16 protein-coding genes are annotated in these 20,081 nt (G+C 62.6%); 8 read left to right on the forward strand and 8 right to left on the reverse strand.

Features of this window, described 5'->3' with window-relative positions:
* The first annotated feature begins 124 nt into the window (after window positions 1-124).
* On the forward strand, window positions 125-2,992 hold the full coding sequence (gene secA / locus CW354_RS19445; RefSeq protein ID WP_104831842.1) for a preprotein translocase subunit SecA: 2,868 nt from the start codon (window positions 125-127) through the stop codon (window positions 2,990-2,992).
* Window positions 2,993-2,995: 3 nt separating this feature from the next.
* Here the strand turns inward: secA and CW354_RS19450 are convergent, their stop codons facing one another.
* From CW354_RS19450 to CW354_RS19465, 4 genes are all read right to left on the reverse strand, one after another.
* Complete coding sequence (locus tag CW354_RS19450) at window positions 2,996-4,651, reverse strand: amidase (RefSeq protein WP_104831716.1); 1,656 nt, start codon at window positions 4,649-4,651, stop codon at window positions 2,996-2,998.
* Window positions 4,652-4,664: 13 nt separating this feature from the next.
* A complete protein-coding gene (locus CW354_RS19455; protein ID WP_104831717.1) occupies window positions 4,665-7,865 on the reverse strand; it encodes an amidohydrolase family protein in 3,201 nt (1,066 codons plus the stop codon).
* A 103-nt stretch (window positions 7,866-7,968) separates the two neighbouring features.
* Entirely contained in the window at window positions 7,969-8,685 is a 717-nt protein-coding gene (locus CW354_RS19460; RefSeq protein WP_104831718.1) for an NAD-dependent deacylase, read from the reverse strand.
* A 4-nt stretch (window positions 8,686-8,689) separates the two neighbouring features.
* A complete protein-coding gene (locus CW354_RS19465) occupies window positions 8,690-9,205 on the reverse strand; it encodes a DUF1993 domain-containing protein (protein WP_104831719.1) in 516 nt (171 codons plus the stop codon).
* Between the two features lie 119 nt (window positions 9,206-9,324).
* Here CW354_RS19465 and CW354_RS19470 point away from each other — a divergent pair, with 119 nt between their 5' ends.
* Window positions 9,325-9,792, forward strand: coding sequence for a low molecular weight protein-tyrosine-phosphatase (locus CW354_RS19470; RefSeq protein WP_104831720.1), 468 nt, complete (start codon window positions 9,325-9,327; stop codon window positions 9,790-9,792).
* On the opposite strand, the gene thpR is transcribed toward CW354_RS19470, so the two are convergent.
* Window positions 9,768-10,310, reverse strand: a complete 543-nt coding sequence (gene thpR / locus CW354_RS19475) for an RNA 2',3'-cyclic phosphodiesterase (RefSeq protein WP_104831721.1) — start codon at window positions 10,308-10,310, stop codon at window positions 9,768-9,770. The two genes, CW354_RS19470 and thpR, sit on opposite strands and share 25 nt — an antisense overlap.
* A 71-nt stretch (window positions 10,311-10,381) precedes the next feature.
* Here thpR and CW354_RS19480 point away from each other — a divergent pair, with 71 nt between their 5' ends.
* Entirely contained in the window at window positions 10,382-11,251 is an 870-nt protein-coding gene (locus tag CW354_RS19480; RefSeq protein ID WP_104831722.1) for an SDR family oxidoreductase, read from the forward strand.
* Here the strand turns inward: CW354_RS19480 and CW354_RS19485 are convergent.
* From CW354_RS19485 to CW354_RS19495, 3 genes are all read right to left on the reverse strand, one after another.
* Window positions 11,248-11,568, reverse strand: coding sequence for a hypothetical protein (locus CW354_RS19485; protein WP_133162389.1), 321 nt, complete (start codon window positions 11,566-11,568; stop codon window positions 11,248-11,250). The two genes, CW354_RS19480 and CW354_RS19485, sit on opposite strands and share 4 nt — an antisense overlap.
* A gap of 281 nt (window positions 11,569-11,849) precedes the next feature.
* Window positions 11,850-12,281, reverse strand: coding sequence for a DUF6491 family protein (locus CW354_RS19490; protein WP_104831724.1), 432 nt, complete (start codon window positions 12,279-12,281; stop codon window positions 11,850-11,852).
* Between the two features lie 117 nt (window positions 12,282-12,398).
* Window positions 12,399-12,824: a BLUF domain-containing protein gene (locus CW354_RS19495; protein WP_104831843.1), complete on the reverse strand. Its 426-nt coding sequence runs from the start codon at window positions 12,822-12,824 to the stop codon at window positions 12,399-12,401.
* 190 nt (window positions 12,825-13,014) lie between these two features.
* On the opposite strand from CW354_RS19495, the gene ahcY reads away from it, so the two are divergent.
* The 5 genes from ahcY to CW354_RS19520 all read left to right on the forward strand — a co-directional run bounded on the left by ahcY (window position 13,015) and on the right by CW354_RS19520 (window position 20,044).
* Window positions 13,015-14,421 carry an adenosylhomocysteinase gene (ahcY, locus tag CW354_RS19500; protein ID WP_104831725.1) on the forward strand — a complete coding sequence of 469 codons (1,407 nt, stop codon included), beginning with the start codon at window positions 13,015-13,017 and terminating at the stop codon, window positions 14,419-14,421.
* 266 nt (window positions 14,422-14,687) lie between these two features.
* A complete protein-coding gene (locus CW354_RS19505) occupies window positions 14,688-15,257 on the forward strand; it encodes an energy transducer TonB (protein ID WP_104831726.1) in 570 nt (189 codons plus the stop codon).
* 212 nt (window positions 15,258-15,469) lie between these two features.
* A complete protein-coding gene (locus tag CW354_RS19510; protein ID WP_104831727.1) occupies window positions 15,470-18,250 on the forward strand; it encodes a sensor histidine kinase in 2,781 nt (926 codons plus the stop codon).
* A gap of 65 nt (window positions 18,251-18,315) precedes the next feature.
* Entirely contained in the window at window positions 18,316-19,026 is a 711-nt protein-coding gene (locus CW354_RS19515; RefSeq protein ID WP_104831728.1) for a tetratricopeptide repeat protein, read from the forward strand.
* Window positions 19,027-19,297: 271 nt separating this feature from the next.
* Window positions 19,298-20,044, forward strand: a complete 747-nt coding sequence (locus CW354_RS19520; protein ID WP_104831729.1) for a hypothetical protein — start codon at window positions 19,298-19,300, stop codon at window positions 20,042-20,044.
* Window positions 20,045-20,081 lie beyond the last annotated feature (37 nt).

Consider the following 20,081-nt stretch of genomic DNA (forward strand, 5'->3'; position numbering starts at 1 on the left):
CTTATCTCTCCGGCGCCCCCTCCGGGGCTCCGCAATTCCAACCCGGCCGATGAAAGGCGCGCCCCGCGCTGGTCTGACGAGGGCGCCGACGAGCTTTTCATCGCAGCACGAAGGCCCCGCGCTCATGGCGTTACTCGGTATCGCAAAAAAAATCTTCGGCTCATCCAATGACCGCCGCCTCAAGCCTTTATTCCGCCGCGTGGAAGCGATCAATGCGCTGGAAGACGAGATCGCCAAACTCACCGATGATGGCCTGATTGCTCAAACTGAAAAGTTAAAACAGCGCTATAAGGACGGCGAATCTCTCGACCAATTGCTCGAAGAGGCCTTTGCGACGGTGCGCGAGGCCGCAAAACGGGCCCTCGGCCAGCGCCATTACGACGTCCAGCTGGTGGGCGGCATGGTTCTTCATGACGGCAATATCGCCGAAATGAAGACCGGCGAGGGCAAAACCCTGGTCGCCACCCTCGCCGTCTATCTGAACGCCCTGACGGGCCGCGGCGTCCATGTGATCACCGTCAACGACTATCTCGCCAGCCGCGACGCGGAATGGATGGGCCGGGTCTACAGCCAGCTCGGCATGACCACCGGCTGCATCGTTCACGGCCTCAATGACGAGGAGCGGCGCGCCGCCTACGCCTGCGACATCACCTACGGCACGAACAACGAATTCGGCTTCGATTATCTGCGCGACAACATGAAATCCTCGCTCGACCAGATGGTCCAGCGCGGCCATCATTACGCCATTGTCGACGAGGTGGACTCGATCCTCATCGACGAAGCCAGAACGCCGCTGATCATTTCCGGGCCCACCGACGACAAGTCCGATCTTTATATCAAGATCGACAGCCTCATCCCCGAGCTGGACGAAGAAGACTACGAGATCGACGAGAAGCAGCGCTCGATCACGCTCACCGAAGAAGGCAATGAGAAGATCGAGTCTTTGTTGAAAGACGCGGGGCTTCTTCAAGGCGAAAGCCTTTACGACTCGATCAACATCTCCATCGTGCACCACGTCAATCAGGCGCTCAAAGCCCACAAGATTTTCGAGCGCGACAAAGACTACATCGTCCGCAACGACAAGGTGACGATCATCGACGAATTCACCGGCCGGATGATGGAAGGCCGGCGCTGGTCCGACGGGCTGCACCAGGCCTGCGAGGCGAAAGAAAAAGTCACGATCCAGCCGGAAAACCAGACCCTCGCCTCGATCACCTTCCAGAATTATTTCCGCCTTTACGAAAAGCTCGCCGGCATGACCGGCACGGCGCTCACCGAAGAGGCCGAATTCGCCGACATCTACAAGCTCAACGTCTCCGAAATTCCCACCAACCTGCCGATCGCGCGGGAGGATCTGGACGACGAACTCTACATGACGGCGGCGGAGAAATACAAAGCCATCGCGATGCAGATCGCCGATTGCGCCAAGCGCGGCCAGCCGGTGCTCGTGGGCACGGTCTCCATCGAAAAATCCGAATATCTGTCCTCGCTTTTGAACGACAAGAAGTTTTTCAAGGAGCTCGCCAAATCCCTACGCGAGCGCGCGAAGGCGCTGAAAGACAAGGAAGACGAGATCAAGGAGGAGATGGAGGCGCAGGCCGCTTATCTCGACGAGCTCGGTCAAAAAAAGACGCCCATACCGCACAATGTTCTGAACGCGCGTTATCACGAACAGGAAGCGGAAATCGTCGCCGGCGCCGGCGCGCCGGGCGCCGTCACCATCGCCACCAACATGGCCGGTCGCGGCACCGACATTCAGCTCGGCGGCTCCGTCGACATGCAGCTGATGAACGCGCTCGAAGAAGGCGACGACGAAGAGACGATCAAGAAAAAGCGCGCCGAGATCGAAGCCAAAATCGCCGAAGACAAGAAAAAGGCGCTCGAGGCGGGCGGGCTTTTCGTGCTCGCCACCGAGCGCCATGAAAGCCGGCGCATCGACAACCAGCTGCGCGGGCGCTCCGGCCGTCAGGGCGACCCGGGCACGACCAAATTCTTCCTCTCGATCGAAGACGACCTGATGCGCATCTTCGGCGACGGCATGGAGAAAATGCTGAAGCGCTTCGGCATCCAGCCCGACGAATCCATCGAGCATCCCTGGTTCACCAAGGCCGTCGAGACGGCGCAGAAAAAGGTCGAACAGCGCAATTACGACATGCGCAAAAACGTCCTTAAATTCGACGACGTCATCAACGACCAGCGCAAGGCGATCTTCGAACAGCGCATCGAGTTCATGTCCACGGACACGGTCGACGACATCATCGCCGACATGCGCAATCAGCTCGTGGAAGACCTGGTGGCCGCGCATCTTCCCGCCAAATCCTACGCCGAGCAGTGGGACGTGGAGGGGCTGAAAAAAGAACTCATGGAGGTCTTCGGCAAGGACCTGCCGGTCGATGAATGGGCCAAGGAAGAAGGCGTCGCCGATTCGGAAATCATCGAACGGCTGATCGAAGAGACCGACAAGATCGCCGCCGCCCGCGCCGCCGAAATCGGCTCGGACACCATGCGCCGGGTCGAAAAAGCGATCCTCCTCAACGTCCTCGACACCAACTGGCGCGAGCACCTGCAGATGCTCGATCATCTGCGTTCGGTGATCTGGCTGAGGGGCCACGGCCAGCGCGATCCGGTGAACGAGTTCAAGACGGAAGCCTTTGCCCTCTTCGAGAGTCTCCTCGACGGGCTTCGCCGCGACGTCACGCGCATGCTGATGCATGTGCAGGTGAGAGCCCCGGAACAGGCCGCGCCCCAGCGCCCGTCCATTCCCATGACGGAAACCCATGCGAATCCGACAACCGGCGAAAACGAGATGGCGGCGGCGCAGGCCGCGCCGCGCGAGCGCGTCACGGCCGGCGGGGCGGCTCTGCGCAGCCCGGCCGGCGCGCAGCAGGCGCCCGATCCGAACAATCCGGACACATGGGGCCGCGTGCCGCGCAACGCCCCCTGCCCCTGCGGCTCAGGCAAGAAATACAAGCACTGCCACGGCTCGATTTAAGGCTTACTCGGCTTTCCGCTTCATCGCCGCCGCAATGTCGTTCAGCGCTTGCGCGGTCGGCAGATATTTCGGTTCGGCGCGCGCCATGGTTTTCTGCTCATAGGCGTAGCCGAAGGAGAGCACTTTCGCGTCCTCGTTCTTCGCGCCCATGAAAGAAACGCCGATGGGAAGATCATGCACCGTTCCCATGGGCACGGTAAGATGCGGATAGCCCGCCATCGCGGCGAGATAGCCGGCGCCCGCCCAGTCCGGCCAGACATCGCCGTTCACCGGATCGACCCGCGGCGTCACCGGCCCGGACGGCGAGACGAGAATGTCGACCTGATGCTCCGCCATCAGCGCGTCGAGACCGTCGGGCCCCGCTGCTTTTTGCACGTCGTCGCGCGCGGAAATATAATCCGGATCGTCGAGACCGTTCTTTTCCGCCGCCTCTTCGAAAATGCTCTGATCGAAGAGCGCCAGTTCGATGTCGGCATGGCCTTCATTAAAAGCGATGAGATCGTCGAGGCTGCGCGTCGTCACCGCCGGCGCGGCGTCCGCAAGATAGTCGTTCAGCGTCGCCTTGAATTCGTAAAGCAGCACTTCATAGCCCTTGCCGCGAAAGTTCTCGGTCGCAGGCTCGAATTTGTCGATGTCCACCAGCACGGCGCCGGCCGCCTCCATCGCCTCGAGCGCGGCGCTGAATTTTTCGGAGATGTCGGCGTTCGAGCCTTCGGCGAAACGCAACACGCCGATGCGCGCGCCGTCGAGCGCGTCAAGATCGAGCGCGGCGACGTAATCGGTCTTGGCCTCGCCTGTGGCCATCGCATTGAGCATCATCGCGGCGCCCGTGACGGTCTTGGTCATCGGCCCCGCCGTGTCCTGCGAGAAGGAAATCGGGACGATATAATCCTGCGAGACGAGCCCGACGGTCGGCTTGAAGCCGACAACGCCATTGACGTTGGACGGGCAGATGATCGAGCCGTTGGTCTCCGTGCCGACCGCCCCCGCCGCGAGCGACGCGGCGACGGCGGCGCCCGAGCCCGAACTCGACCCGCAAGGGTTTCGGTCGAGCATATGCGGATTCTTGACCTGTCCGCCGAGCGCCGACCAGCCGCTCATGGAGGCGTTCGAACGGAAATTCGCCCACTGGCTCAGATTGGTCTTGCCGAGAATGATCGCGCCTTGCGCCCTCAACCCCGCGGCGAGCGGCGAGTCGCGGCCCGTGACGTTGTCTTTCAGCGCCAGCGCCCCGGCGGTCGTCGCCATCGGGTCGGCGGTTTCGATATTGTCTTTGAGAAGGACCGGCACGCCGTGGAGCGCGCCCAGCGCCTCGCCGGCCTCCCTTTGCGCATCGGCTGCGCGCGCAGCGTCCAGCGCGTCCGGATTGAGCGCGAGCACGCTCTGCAGTTCCGGTCCGGCCCAGTCCACCGCTTCGATGCGCGCGATATAAGTTTTGGTCGCCTCTTCGGACGTGACGTCGCCCGCCTTGATCGCCGCGGCGAGTTCGGGAAGCGTCAACGCCGCAACGCCTTCGGCCGCATAGGTTCCGCCCGCCGCTCCGGGCGCCGCTTGCGCCGCCGTTTCACGCGCTTCGTCAGGCGCAGGCGCCTCGCTTGGCGCTTTGGAACAGGCGGCGATCGCCAGCGCCGCCGCAACGCAGGTCAAAAACGTCTTCATCGGTAAGCCCCGCTCATTCCCACCAGTAAGGAGCACGCTCGTGGTCGCCCGTAACCTTCTCGTTCAGCGTCGCCGCATCGTAGAGCCGGCCGTTCAGCATCACCTCGCTGATGTCGTCCGTATTGCGGATATTCTCCAGCGGGTTCGAATTGAGGGTCACGAGATCGGCGAGCTTGCCGGCCTCAATGGAGCCGATGTCCTTGTCGAAACCGAGATGCTTCGCCGGCGAAATCGTCGCCGTCTTCAGGACTTCGACCGGGCTCATGCCGCCGCGCGCGAAAGACCACATCTCCCAATGGGCGGCGAGCCCTTCTTCCTGGCCGTGCGCGCCGATCGAGACCAGGACCCCGCGGTCGGCGAGCATTTTCGCCGTCGCCGCGCTCGCCTGGTCGGCGTAGTCTTCCTCCGGCGCCTTTTCCCGGCGCACCGATTTCGCCTGCATGAGCCGCGGCGGCGTATGCTTGGACAACAAGGGATGCAGCCACACATCCGTCGCCTGGCGCCAGTAAGGATCGCCGCCGATCCCGCCGAAGGTCACGACGAGCGTTGGGACATAGGCGGCTTTAGTCGCGCTGAAAAAGCTCAACACGTCTTCATAGAGCATGGCCTGCGGCAGATTGTGCTCGATAGAGGAGTTGCCGTCGGCGATCAGCGACATGTCCATATGGAAAAGCGAGCCGCCCTCCGGCACGACCTCGATATTTTCATTGATTGCCGCCGCCGTAACCTGCTGGCGCTGCTCGCGGCGCGGCTGGTTGTAGTTCTTCACGGAGTGGGCGCCTTGGCTTTTCAGGCGCCGCACATGGGCGAGCGCGTCGTCATAACTGTCGACGACGGCGTAAACGCCCGGCGCCTTGGCGCCGTAGATCACTTCGCCGGTCGAATAGAGGCGCGGCGCCAGAATTTCGCCCGCGCGCTGATATTCAGATGCGGAGAAAACATGGCTCGCCTGGCTCGACGGATCGTGCGTCGTCGTCACGCCGAGCGCGAGATGCGCCATTGTCGACCAGTTCTGTTCCGGGATGATGTCGTCGACCCCGTAAGGTCCGTGGGCGTGCGCGTCGATGAGGCCCGGAATGATCGTCTTGCCTTGCATGTCGACCGTGAGCGTGCCGGCCGGATAAGTCATCGACGCGGCGGGACCGACCGCCGCAATGCGGTTGTTTTCGACAAGCACGACGCCGTTTTCGATGACGCCGCCCTCGTCGTCCGCCATGGTGACGATCCGCGCGCCCACAAGCGCCACCGTTCCCGTCGGCTTGTCCGCCTTGAACGTCATGGAAAGATCGGCGCCCTCTGACGGCGGCTCATAGCTTTTAGTCTCGTCGTCTTCGTCTTGCGGCGCAGTCGGCGTCATCTCCGCAAGGCTTGCGGAATAAAGCGTGGCCCCAAGACTCCAGTTCAAGGCGCCCCGCGACCAGTTGATATAGCTCGCCCCGTCGCCGCTCGCTTTCGTCACCGGCAGGGCCGACGCCTTGCGCCCGGCGCCTGTTTTCTGCGGGCCCGGCGTCAGCGGCATCACGAAGGCGCTGTAATTGTCCATGAAGGCGACGCTCTTACCGTCATGAGAGACCTGATATTCGGTGACGAGATCGCCGGACGCATGAACGCGTTCTTCATTGCCGGACAGATTGAGACTGACGAACTGGCCCGCATCGCCGTCCGTGCGCGTTACGAAAATACGGGTCTCGTCGGCGCCGAAATGCGGGTGAGAGCCGTTGTCCGTGACGCGAGTCATGGCGCCGCCGCGCGCGAGGATCACGTAAACGCCCGGCTCTTCGGACCAGTCGTCATCGGTGAGATACCCGCCCTCGCCTTTCTCAAAGACGATCATGTCGCCGTCCGGCGAGAAGCGCGGACGGCGGTAATGGCCGGGCTCGTCGGTGACGGCGCGGCCCGATCCGCCGCGCGCGCCGACCGTGCGGATGGTTCCGAGCCCTTCATCGGTCCAGCTCACATAGGCGATGCGCCGGCCGTCATAAGACCATGACGGGAAGAATTCGTACCCGTCGCGGCCGTTGGTCAGGCGGCGCGGCGTCCCGTCAGGCAGGGTCTTCACATAAAGCTTGCCGACCGATTCAAAAACCGCGCGCGACCCGTCCGGCGAGACGGCGGCGAAACGCGGCATCGAGGTTTTGAAACTGTCGGGCGCGACCGCGACTTGCGGGCGCGGCGGATCGACCACCGCGCGCGTGTCCTTGACATGGAACGGAATGACCGACGCGGCGCCCGTCTCCACATTGAGGCGGCGGATCTTGCCGCCCGCCCAGAAGACGACGGATTTCCCGTCCGGCGTCCAGTCCATATTCGGATAGACGCCCTGCACCGCCCAGGCTTCCTGCATGTCCTGGTCGAGATCGTCATAGATCTTGCGCTCTTCGCCGGAATGCATGTCTTTCAGATAAAGCTTCGACTTGGCGCGCTCGCGGCGCACGAACGCCATATAGCGCCCGTCCGGCGACGGCGCCGGGCGCACCGAGCCGCCATAGCCGGAGACAGCGGTTTCGATCTCGCCGGTCGCCATTTCGTACCGCTTGATGTCGAAGAGATCGGTGTTGGAGTCCTGCGCATATTCGAAGATCGGACCCGGCGTGATGTTCTGTGAGTAATAGACATATTTTCCGTCTGCGGAGAAAATCGGTTCGCCGAGCTCTTTCTGGTGCGCCTCGCTTGGACGCTCCACAAGCGGCACGCCGGCGCCGCCGGAGACGTGATAGAGCCAGATCTCGCCGGTTCCGAGCGAGCGCTGGGTGGTGAAATGCTTGCGCGCGGCGATATAGCGCCCGTCCGCCGACCACGCAGGATTGTTCAACAGGCGGAAATCCTCTTTCGTCACCTGCCGTTTGTCGGACCCGTCGGCGTTCATGATCCAGATATTGTCGCCGCCCCCGCGGTCGGAGGTGAAAGCGATTTTGTCGCCGTCCGGGGAAAAGCGCGGCTGTATTTCCCAGGCCATGCCGCTGGCGATGGGGCGCGCTTCGCCGCCCGCCATGGGGATCACATAGATGTCGCCGAGAAGATCGAAAGCGACGGTCCGTCCGTCCGGGCTGACGTCGAGGCTCATCCAGGTGCCTTCCTCGACATCGATGGCGACGTCCCGCGTTTCCAGCGGCGGCGCAGACACGTCCCATTTTTCGTCTTTCTTCTCATCCTGCGCTGCGAGAACGCCCGGCGCGAACGCCAGAACGGCGAATAGCCCAATCGTCTTTTTCATGGATATGACCCCGGTGATTCCGTGTTGGGGTCAGCCTAGGGCGTCGAGCGAAGGCGTTACAAGCCTCGCAGGCGCAAAGCCTAGGACCTGCGGCGTTAAAGCCTCACTTTTCGCCGAGAATTTCACTGACCCATTGCGGCACGATTTCGCCGGCGGGCCCATAGCGCGCATCGGTGAAAAAATGCGCGTTCTCCGACGGTTCGAGATTAAGCTCCATCGCCGGCACGCCGAGCGCCCGCGCCTCCGCCACAAAACCTGCGGCGGGATAGACCGACCCGGAGGTGCCGATGGAAACGAAAAGGTCGGCGGTCATGATGGCGTCGGCGGCCTCGTCCAGGTGGCGCGGCGTCTCGCCGAACCAGACCACATAAGGACGCATGCCGCCCGCCCGCGAGCAGGCGCCACAGGCCAGCCCCAGGGAAAGATCTGCATCGCCAGCCGCAACGGCGCCGCAATGGGCGCATTCCGATTTCAAGAGCTCGCCATGCATATGAAGAATGTTTTTCGACCCGCCCCGCTCATGCAGGTCGTCCACATTCTGCGTGATCAGCGTCAGCTTGCCGCCGCGCGCGTCGAGCCCGCGCTCGAGCTCGGCGAGCGCCTTATGGGCGGCGTTCGGCTCGACGCCCGGCAGGGCGCGCCGGCGCGCATTATAAAACTCATGCACCAGCGCCGGATTGGCGGCGAAACCTTCAGGCGTCGCCACTTGCCGATAATCGTATTTCGACCAGACGCCGTCCTTGTCGCGAAACGTCGCCACACCCGACTCCGCCGAGACGCCGGAGCCGGTGAGAATGACGATATTGCGCGGCGGCGCCATGGGCTCACGCCTCTTGCTGCGCGTTCATATAATCGAGCTTGCCCACATCGACGCCCATATTGCGCAAATTGAGATAGGCCGCCGTTATATGGAAATAGAGATTGGGCAGGACAAAAGTGAGGAAATAGGCCGAGCGCGCGAAGGTCATTTCCTGCGGTCCCATGGGCACGGTGATGTTCGCATCCGGGTTCCTGTCGACCGCCTGCATGTCGAGATCCTTGATGAAGTCGCGGGCCTTGTCGATGCGCGCCAGGAGAGCGGCGAAATTCTCCTCCTTGTCGTCGAAGGACGGCAGGGGCGCCCCGGCGAGCCGGGCAAGCCCGCGCGCCGGCAGCTCCGTCGCGATCTGCACCTGGCGTTTCATGGGAAACATGTCGGGCGCGAGACGCCAGTCGAGATAAACGCTTTCCTCAACCTTGTTGGCTTCGGCATGCGCGGCGCCTTTTTTGAGCGCGCGCTCAAGCCCGCCGAACATCTGGCCGAGGGCGGTTTCCGCAATTTGCGAGATGGGGAAAGTCATGATGAGGCTCCTTCGGAAATCAGGGCGCTATTGACGGCTGAAGTTTTACGCCTTTCAACGTCCTCCCGAAAGCCGCGCCGTCAGATCAAATTCCGGCGACGGCGTTTTAAAGGAGCATCATGGCCGCAAAGGTTCTTTTCGTTTGCCTCGGCAATATTTGCCGCTCCCCGGCGGCGGAAGGCGTCTTGCGCGCCAGGGCGAAAGAACGCGGGCTCGAGCTTGCGATCGAATCCGCCGGCACCGGCGGCTGGCATGCGGGCGATCCGCCGGACGGGCGGATGATCAAGGCGGCGGCGCGGCGGGGCGTCGACATTTCCTATCAGCGCGCGCGTCAGGTCGATCTCTCGGACTTCTACCAGTTCGATTATATCCTCGCTATGGATCTGTCGAACCACACGGACCTTCTTGAGCTCGCGCCGCCGAACCGGACCTGCGACATCCGCCTGTTTCTCGATTTCGCCGATTGCGCCGAACGCGAAACGCCGGATCCTTATTATGGCGGGGGCGACGGTTTCGAGCGCGTCCTGAACCTGATCGAACTCGGCGCGGAAGGTTTCCTCGATCACCTCGAAGACGAAAGCGCGTAGCTCGCCTCGATGGCGTAATGGGCGCCGTTGCGGCCGAGCTCCGACGAATAAAGATGAAACGCCTCCACCGGAAACGGCCCGCACGAAAATAGCCCGTGCTGCGCGGCGTATTTCTCCGCGATGTCCCGGCTGACATTTTTCAGATAGGCAAGCGTCACATGTGGCGTGAACTTGCGCTTGTCGAGATTGAAGCCGGCGCGGCGCAGCGCGGTTTCGACTTTCGCCTGCAGATGATTAAGTTCCGGCGAGGCGGCGACGCCCGCCCATAAGGCGTGCGGTTTCCTGTCGCCGAAAACGCCGACGCCGGAAAGGCGCATGTCGAAGGCGGGCGCCTCGACTTTTTCAAGCGCGTCGAGGGCGGCGGAAAATCCGTGCCGGTCGGCCTCGCCGATAAAAGCCAGCGTTAAGTGAAAATTCTCAGCTTTCACCCAGCGCGCGCCGTCGACGCCCGATTGCAGGAGCGTGAGCGCGTCAGCGACGATTTCAGGGATTTCAAGGGCGACGAATAAACGGTGCATGGAAAATCACGGCGGATATATTATCTGACCGCCTTAGACATCTTCGCCGCCCGCAGCAAGAAAGGGGCCCGATGGCCGAAAAAAAACTCCTTTGCCTGGGCTATGGCTATACGGCGCGCTTTTTCGCCGACCGCCTGAAACGCCGCGGCTGGCGCATCGCCGGAACCACGCGCGCGCCGGAAAAGGCGGCGGCGCTTGCCGCCGAGGGCGTCGAAGCGCTCATCTGGGACGGCGGCGATATCGATCCGTCATGGCTCGACGGGGCGCAGGCGATCCTGATTTCAACCCCGCCCGGCGATGAGGGCTGCCCGGCTTTCGCCGCGGCGGCGGCCGCCATCGCCGCGCGCGCCGGACAATGCCAATGGATCGGCTATCTCTCCACAAATGGCGTTTACGGTGACCATGACGGCGCCTGGGTGAATGAAGAAAGCGAATTGCGCGCGACCTCCCCGCGCGCCCAGCGCCGCATCAAGGCGGAAAACCAGTGGCGCGATTTTGCGCGTGAAAACGACCTGCCGCTCATAGTCTTTCGACTGCCCGGCATTTACGGGCCGGGACGCTCCGCCATCGACACGGTGCGCGCCGGAAAAGCCAAACGCATTTATAAGGAAAGCCAGGTTTTCTCGCGCATGCATGTCGCCGACATCGCCAAGACTCTGGAGGCGAGCATGGCGCGCCCGCGCCTTCACGATGTTTATAATCTCGCCGATGACGAACCGGCGCCGCCGCAGGACGTGATCGAATATGCCTGCGCGCTGCTCGGCGTCGCGCCGCCGCCGCTGACGCCCATCGACGAAGCCGATCTTTCCGATATGGCGAAAAGTTTTTATGCGGACAATAAGCGGGTCTCCAACCGACGCGTCAAGGAGGCGCTGGAGGTCAGGCTCGCTTTTCCGACCTATCGCGAAGGCCTCGACGCGATCGCTCGATCCCTGTCTTAATACTCGTAAAAGGGGTCTTCTTCCGCCTCTTCGAGCCAGTTGTGGATCGCCGTGATTTCGCAGGTTTTTCCAGTTCCCCCGCCTGAGGAAAAGGTGATCTCGTCGCCTGCCTCGAAACAGCCGTTCTCACCGCCGCTTGCTGTATCAGCGAACATCAACGCCATGGAATTGCACTCGCCCGACAGGTGCAGGAAAGCCTGCCCGCCGTCGTCGGTCGCGACAATGACCATATTGTCTTTGGAGTCGTACGTCTCAGCGGCCAGCGGCGCGGCGATGCATATCCGGTCGAGCGCTTCGCCCATCCGCTGATTGCTCATTTCGTAACTTTCGGCCGGGGGCGGCGTTTCAGCGGACTCGGGTTTCTTTGCGTAAACTGAACTGGCAGCAGCAAGCGCCGCAGCTATTATAACCGTCTTTTTCATAAGGAGCGTCCGGTTTTCTCATCCGTGGCGGCGCATGGGTTCTAACGCACACGGAGAGTCTCGCCTTGATACGCTACATTGGGCCCATATCAAAACGGTCCGTACACATACGCCAGAGCCCCGCTGCAAATATGAGCGGGGCCCGGATTATAATTGGAATTGCTGCGCTGCGGCGCCTATTCGGCGTCTTCCGTTTCCTCAGCCGCGTCCTCATCCCACTTATATATGCGGGAAATCATGCAGCGGCGGGTGAAGCCGGGGCTGTCCTTGACGATGATGACGTCGCCGCGGGTGACGCAGCCGCCGCCCGGCCGGCTGTCGATGCCGATGGCTATGGCTGAGCGAAAGATGCTCTCGCGGCAGCCGCCATTCAGTTCGACCCGGTACCAGTCATTGACGCCGCGCTGCAGCAAAACGACATCGTCCTCGCCCTTGACGCTGCGCCAGCCATTGATGGTGCTGGCGAAACAGATGCGGTCCGCCTCCTCGCCGATGCGCGGGTCCGGGGCTTCGGCTTCATCGCCTTCATGATGCTCGGCGAAAGCGGCGGCGTTCATGACCGCGGCGGCCATGCCGGCTGCAGCGATCAACGGCAAAAACTTTTTCATTGGATTTTCTCCACTTGTCGCGCCCAGCCAGGAACAGGTTAGCACAAGACAAGCGGCTCGGTTTTTTCACAAATGCGCGATCAGCGCGCCGCTCTTGCGAGGGACGATGAGCCCGCGTCAGGACGCCATGTCGTCAGGATAAGAGACGCGGTAGAAGGATTTCAGGAGGGTGAAGACCTCCTCGCCGCGATCATGGCTGTGGATCTCTTCCAGCGAGGCCCGGGTCAATTTGAACGCTCCGCCGGGGATGTCAGCGCCCTCGATCGTCCGGGCGCCCATGGACCAGTCGGGAAAATTCCGCCGCTCGATCGGGGCGCGGTAAAGCTCGATAATCAGCTTGTGGCGCGGATCTTTCAGGATTCGCTCATAAGTCGCCTTGAGCGCTTCTCCGGGCCCTTCCAGCGCCTGAATGAAATTACCTTCCGCAAAGAGAAGCAGGCCGGTGAGGCCGTTTCTGGCGTTGTTCCGGCGCGAAACCGCGAGAATGTCTTTAAGATCGGGCGCGGCCTCGGCCGCCGCGCTGGCGTAGACGAGCGTTTCCATGCCTCGCTCTCCTTTGATCGCCTCTTTCCTTTTATAAAAAGGATTATAAAACAATTGTTTACAATCTCTTTACGAAAATTTTTCCGCGGCAGGGCGAAGTCACATAAAGAAATCCTTATATGCCCTTGGCTTCGCCCGGGGGGCCTGTTATAGCCCGCCCACATATTTTCAGCAGATCAGGGAAACACCTATGACCGCGCCCGCGCACCACGATTATCACGTCAAAGACATTAACCTGGCCGATTACGGCCGCCGCGAGATTGAGATCGCCGAGACCGAAATGCCCGGCCTGATGGCGACCCGCGAGGAATATGGAGCCTCAAAGCCGCTGAAAGGCGCGCGCATCGCAGGCTCCCTGCACATGACCATCCAGACCGCGGTTCTCATCGAGACCCTGCAAGAGCTCGGCGCCGAGGTTCGCTGGTGCTCGTGCAACATCTATTCGACCCAGGACCACGCCGCCGCGGCGATCGCCGCCACCGGCACCCCGGTCTTCGCTTTCAAGGGCGAAACGCTGGAGGAATACTGGGACCTCGCCGACAAGATCTTCGAATGGCCGAACGGCGAGACCGCCAACATGATCCTCGACGACGGCGGCGACGCGACGCTGCTTATCCTCCTCGGCGCCGACGCGGAGAAAGACCCGTCGATCCTCGACAATCCGTCGAACGAAGAGGAAAAGGCGCTCTTCTCCACGATCAAACGCCGCCTCGACAAGCAGCCGAACTGGTACTCCACGGTCAAAGCCAACATCAAAGGCGTTTCGGAAGAAACGACCACCGGCGTTCTGCGTCTTTATCAGCGCCAGAAAAAAGGCCAGCTCCCCTTCCCGGCGATCAACGTCAACGACTCGGTGACCAAGTCGAAATTCGACAACAAATACGGTTGTAAAGAATCGCTCGTCGACGGCATCCGCCGCGGCACCGATGTGATGATGGCCGGCAAGGTCGCGCTCGTCGCCGGTTACGGCGATGTGGGCAAAGGCTCCGCCGCGTCGCTCGCCGGGGCCGGCGCGCGCGTCATGGTCACCGAGATCGACCCGATCTGCGCCCTGCAGGCCGCCATGGACGGCTTTGAAGTCGTCACCATGGAAGAAGGCTGCCCGCGCGCCGACATCGTCATCACCTCGACCGGCAACAAGGACGTCTTGACCGTCGATCACATGCGCATGCTCAAAGACATGGCGATCGTCGGCAATATCGGCCACTTCGACAACGAAATTCAGGTCGAGGGCCTCAAGAACTTCAAATGGGTCAACATCAAAGACCAGGTCGATCTGGTCGAGTTCCCGGACGGCAAGCGCATGCTGCTTCTGTCTCAGGGCCGCCTGTTGAACCTCGGCAACGCCACCGGCCATCCGAGCTTCGTGATGTCCGCGTCCTTCACCAACCAGACGCTGGCCCAGATCGAACTGTGGACCAAAGGCGAGCAGTACAAGAACGAGGTCTATATCCTGCCCAAGCATCTCGACGAAAAAGTCGCGCAGCTTCACCTCGACAAGATCGGCGCCCAGCTCACCACGCTTTCCGAAGAGCAGGCCGACTATATCGGCGTGCCGGTCAAGGGCCCGTACAAGTCCGACCACTACCGCTACTAAGCGCTGCTTCTTAAATTCAGCCTTGGAAAGGCCGCCCTTTCGGGCGGCCTTTTTCTTTGCCCGGATTGCCGCCCGCGCGCCATGACTTGCCACAAATGTCGCAGCCTGTTAAGGTGCGACTATTGTAGCACATCCGTCGATGCGAAGCATGATGAAGGGGCGCGCGCATGTTTCGGCGTTTCGGGCCTTGGCGCCTTCCACCGGACGGCCGGAGCCCTTGAGGCGGCGCCTCAAGAGCCTCGGCCATGACATGAAAGGAATGCGCTATGGTCTTGTTTCGATGGGCGCTTGGGCTGCCTTTTGCAGCCCTCGTCACAACCGGGCTGTTCTTCCTGATGGCGCAGCTCATCAAGGAAAAAGGCGGCGACTATCCGCCGCCGAAACCCGCTCTAAAGCTCCAGATCACCCCCGAAAAAAAGCTGTCCGACCCGAATGAAATCAAACCGCCGCGGGAGACGATCCCCGAAAAAATGCCGCCGACCGAGTATCAATTCCCTGAAAGGACGGGGCCTGTGCAAACGCCGACGCCGCGGCCGGGACCGGCGGAAATCGAGCCGCTTCCACCGGGCGGAAAAGCCGTTTCCAGCCCCGTCATCCGCATCCCGCCGCCCTATCCCGAAAACTGCCGCTCCCGCGGCGCCGAAGGGGTGGTGATCGTCGAATTCGACGTCACGCCCGAGGGCAATGTGGTCAATGCGCAGGTCGTCGACAGCGCCAACCGCTGCTTCAACCGCAGCGTCCTGAAGGCCGTCTCTGGATGGAAATATCCGCCGGCGGCGGGCGGCGGCATGCGCTACGGCCTTATGGAGCGGTTCAATTTCCGGCTCGAGGGCTGACCGCCCTTAAGGCCTCGAAACGGGCCGCCGCCTGTTGAAAACTTCATCTTTGCGGCGGCCCGAACGTCCCCTTTTGCCCTAGCGGCGCCAAACGAACACAGTACATATTGTGCGCTTACACGCTGGCGACGCAAAATATCGCGAATCTGGTTAAAGATAGCGATAAGGGGAGAACCCACCGCGTCCGGCCGGCGCGAACAGGGCGCCACAGCATGCATCGTTTTGCGAAATCATTGATGGCGGGGACAATCTTGAGCGGCGCCAGCGCGCTCTTCTCCGCCGCATGGGCGCAGGACGCCCCGAACGAGGCCCAGGGCGAGGCTGCGCAAAGCGCTGCTTCCATGCTCGCCAATATCGACCCGCTGGTGGCCGGCGCGGGCGGCGCGATTGCGCTCGCCGTCGCCGCCGTGATCTGGGCCTTCCGGGTCTCCGCCGCCACCCGCCACCAGGCGCTCCACTGGTCCGACAAGCTCGCCGAACTTGAAGCCCGGCTTGAAAAATCCGACTCGGTGCTCTCGGCCCATCCGGGCCTCGTCCTCGTCTGGGAAGACGACAGCGATTCCTTGAGCGCCGGCTGGGGCGAACCGAAAATTCTCGGCGGGCCCGCGGCGCTCGCCTCGCTCCTTTCTTTCTCCAAGGACGAAGAAGACGCGAAATCCTCGCCGGTCGACCGGCTTTTGAACGCGCTCGGCGCCCTGCCCCTGCAAGATGACGAAGCGGACAAACCCGAAACCCTGCGCGAAAAGGTGAAGAATTTGCGCGCCCATGGCGTCGCCTTTTCCGGCAATGTGGTGACGCCGGACGGCCGCTCCATCGAAGTGGACGGGCGCGTCGCCGGCGGCCAGGTCGCCTTGTGGATCACCGACCCCGCCGTCCGGATGGCCGAAGACGGCGCCGTCATCGGCGCCTTCCGCGAACGCGCCGTCGACCTTCACGGCGCCCACGCGCTGCTCGAACGCGCGCCCGTCCCGTCCTGGCGGCGCGGCGCCGATCTCCAGCTTGTCTGGGTGAACCGCGCCTATGCGGACCTCGTTGAAGCGCCGAGCGTCGCCGACGTCCTGAAGCAGCAGATCGAGCTCGACAATACGATCAGGAAAATCGCCTCCACCGCCGCAACGGAACGCAAAGCCAATGAAGGGCGCGCGGTGATCAATTCGCGCGGCGAGCGGCGCGTCTACCGCATTATCGAAACCCCGCTGCACGGCTCGGGAGACGCGGCCATGGGCGGGGTCGCCATCGACGTCACCGAACTCGACAAGGCGAAGTCGGATCTGAAACAACAGATCGAGGCGAACCAGCGCACCCTCGACCAGATCCAGACCGCCGTGGCGATCTTCGGGGCGAGCCAGAACCTCATCTATCACAACCGCGCTTTTCAGGAGCTCTGGTCGCTCGACGACGCCGAGCTTTCAGGCCGCGTCTATCACGGCGAAGTGCTTGACCAGCTCAGGATGAAGGGCAAGCTGCCCGAACCTTCCGATTATGACGCGTGGAAGGAAAAGCAGCTTGCGCTTTATACGGACGGTCTGTCCGAACCGGGCGCGGAGCGTCTCGGCGGCGCGCCGGACGAAATCTGGCATCTGCCGGACGGGCGCACGCTCAGGGTTGCGCGCCTTCGCCATCCGCTTGGCGGGGTGATGCTCGCCTTTGAGGACATCACCGAAAAGATCGCCCTCGAAACGCAATTCAACACCCAGATCAGCGTCCAGAAGGCGACGCTCAACAATCTCGCCGAAGGCGTCGCCGTGTTCGCCGCCGACGGCTCTTTGAAGCTTTACAACAAGGCGTTCCAGAAACTCTGGCGGCTCGATGCGCGCCATCTCGACGCCAAGCCGCATATCGACTCGATCCTCGACAATCTGAAAAAGCTCGCCCGCGACGCCGACGCCTCTTTCGACGCGCTGCGCCGCTGCATCGTCTCGAAGGCCCATGAAGACCGCCAGACTTACGAGTTCCGCGAAATCCGGCTGGCGGACGGGCGCACGATTGCGATCGGCGCAGAGCCCCTGCCCGACGGCGCGACCCTGGCGCATTTCCTCGACGTCACCGACTCCAAAGAGCGCGAAAAAGAACTGAAAGAGCGCAACGCGATTCTCGAAAACGCCGACCGGCTGAAATCGAAATTCGTCGATCACGTTTCCTATCAATTGAGGACGCCGCTTTCGACCATTATCGGCTTTTCCGAAATGCTCGACGGCCAGATGTTCGGCGTTCTGAACGACCGCCAGAAGGATTACATCGCCTCGATCCTGTCGGCGTCTTATCATCTGCGCGATCTCATTAACGACATCATCGATCTCGGCGCCATCGACGCCGGCCAGCTCGATCTCAATGTCGAGAAGACCGACATCAGAAAACTCCTTGAGAACGCAGCGACCTTCGCGGCCCTCAAAGCCGAGGACACGCAGGTGAGCCTGAAAGTCGATTGTCCGAAAGACATCGGCGACGCGCCGCTCGACGAAAAGCGCATAAAGCAGGTGCTGTTCAACCTCCTCTCCAACGCCTTCGCCTATACGGGCGCGGGCGGGACGGTGACCATCGGCGCGCGCAAAGTCGGCGACGCGGTGAAGCTCTGGGTCGCCGACACAGGGCGCGGCCTGTCCCCGTCCGACCAGGCGCGCGCCTTCGACGCCTTTGAAAGCCGCGGGCCAAGCGCGGGCGCCGGGCTTGGCCTCGCCCTCGTCGAGCGCTTCGTGAAACTGCACCATGGCTGGGTCCGGATGGAGTCCCATGAAGGCGAAGGCGCGACCGTCACCTGCTTCATTCCCGAACCTGCGGACGCCGCCAAGGCCGCCCCGGCCGGCAATGAGGCCAATGGCGCATCAGGGGGCGCATCCGGCGGCGAAGGCGGCGGCGCGCCGGGCCCCAAGTCCGACAAAAAGGACGCGCCGAAGAAAAAACCCGCCAAAAAGGCGCCGGCCCGCAAACGCGCCAAAACCAAGGCGGACAAAAAAGACGGCGCCAAAGAAACGCGGCCTCAAGCCGCCGAGTAAAAAGGCCGCCGAATAACAGGGCGGCGCCCCTTTTCCGCCCCGAATAGTCGGCTACAGTCCATCCCATGTTGTTGAGCTTCCTCGCCGCCGTCATGGCGGCCCAGTCAGCGGGCCAGCCTTCTGTAAGCCAGGCCCCCGCCCCTTCTTCTTCCGCCGCTTCCGCGCAGGAACGATTGGACCCGCGCTATGTGGACTGCGTCGAATTCCTGAAGGCCGATCTCGAGCTCGGCCGCATCGCCGCCCAGCAATGGGTGGACGAAGGCGGCGGCGCCCCGGCGCGCCATTGCCTCGCCATTGCGGATCTCGAAGCCGGCTTTCCCAAACTCGCCGCGCTTCGGCTGGAAGAGATCGCCCAGCGCAAGGACGCCGGCGACGATTATGTGCGCGCCCGGCTTTATTCCCAGGCGGCCGAGGCCTGGCTCGAGGCGGAGGAGACCGGTCACGCCGAAGCCGCGCTTGAAAAAGCGCTGGCCCTTGTCCCGGACAGCGCCGAGCTGCATCTGACCGCCGGGAAGGTCTACGCCGCGCAGGAACGCTGGCAGGACGCCATAGAGGCGATCACCGCAGCCGAAGAAGGCGGGTTCGCCAGCGCCGAAACCTATGTCATTCGCGGGCGGGCGCGCTACGTGCTCGGCGCCTATGAACGCGCCGCGGATGACGTGGTGGCGGCGCTCTCCATCGATCCGGTCAATGTCGACGCCCTCGTCCTCAGGGGCGATCTCGCCCGGAGGGGCATGACCATCGACGTCTATTACGATCCGCCGGAAAAAAAGTAGCCATTGCCTGTCCGTAACCGACTCCCCACGCTTCAAGCGTGGGGTCCATGGCCCCGGACTTCCTGCTGGTCGCCGTTCTGAAAGATGGACGCCACGATTAAATCGTGGCGAATCGCATACGGAAAGGGCGGCGTCTTTCACGCCCATTCCCGCGCTTTTTCACCTCGACGCGCCGGAAAAATCAGCCCAAAGCTCGAAGACGGCTTATCGTTAACCCTTGGTTAAGGAATGAATCATCCGATGGCCGAAAGGCGTTGAAAGGACGGCGCATATGGCAAGCGCATCGCTGCAGGGAAAATCGGTTCACGAGCTGCAGGAGCTCGCCCGCGAAACGCCGATGCAGCCGCGGCGCAAGCGCCGGCCCGGCCTGTCGCGCGCCGCGCGGCTTCATCTCATCGACATTCTCTCGCGCTGGAGCGGGCTCGGCCTCGCCCTTGTCGCCGGCGTTTCGGTCTATATGGCCGTTGTCGCGGGACGCGCCTATCCGGCCCGGGCCGCAACCTGGGCGGCGATGATGCTGGCCGCTTTGTGGATCGCCCGCCGCCTCAGAAGCGAATTCCGGTCCGGGGCGAGCCTTTCCTCCCGGCCTTTCCGCTGGCGCGCGTCTTTCACGGCGAGCCTCAGCGTGCTCGGCGTCATTCTCGCTTCGGCGCCGATTCTCCTCGCGCCGGCCGGGGCGCCGGCGGTGTTCGGCGTTCAAATTCTCGCGCTTTCCGTGACCGCGAGCTTCGCAGCCGCGCTTCTGGCGGCCGCGCATCTGCCGAGCGCAGCCGCATTTGCGGCGCCCGGCGCGATTTTCGCGGTGCTGACCGGGCTTCGCGCAGGCGATTCAGGCCTTCTCATGGCGAGTCTCGCAACTTCCTTGCTTGGATTAACAGGTCTTTATCTGGCGCACCGCTATCTTGAAAAGAGCGCCGCCCGGGCGTATCCGCGCACCACGCTGGTCCGCCGGGAAATCGAGCGCCAGACTGCAGCCGGAAGCGCGAGCGCCGCCTCTTCCTCGGCGCTGCAGGCCTGACGCCTTAAGTTTTTCGCAAGCTTCCCGACGCGCCCGC

This window comes from Hyphococcus luteus (assembly GCF_002943565.1).
In the GTDB taxonomy this organism is placed as follows: domain Bacteria; phylum Pseudomonadota; class Alphaproteobacteria; order Caulobacterales; family Parvularculaceae; genus Hyphococcus; species Hyphococcus luteus.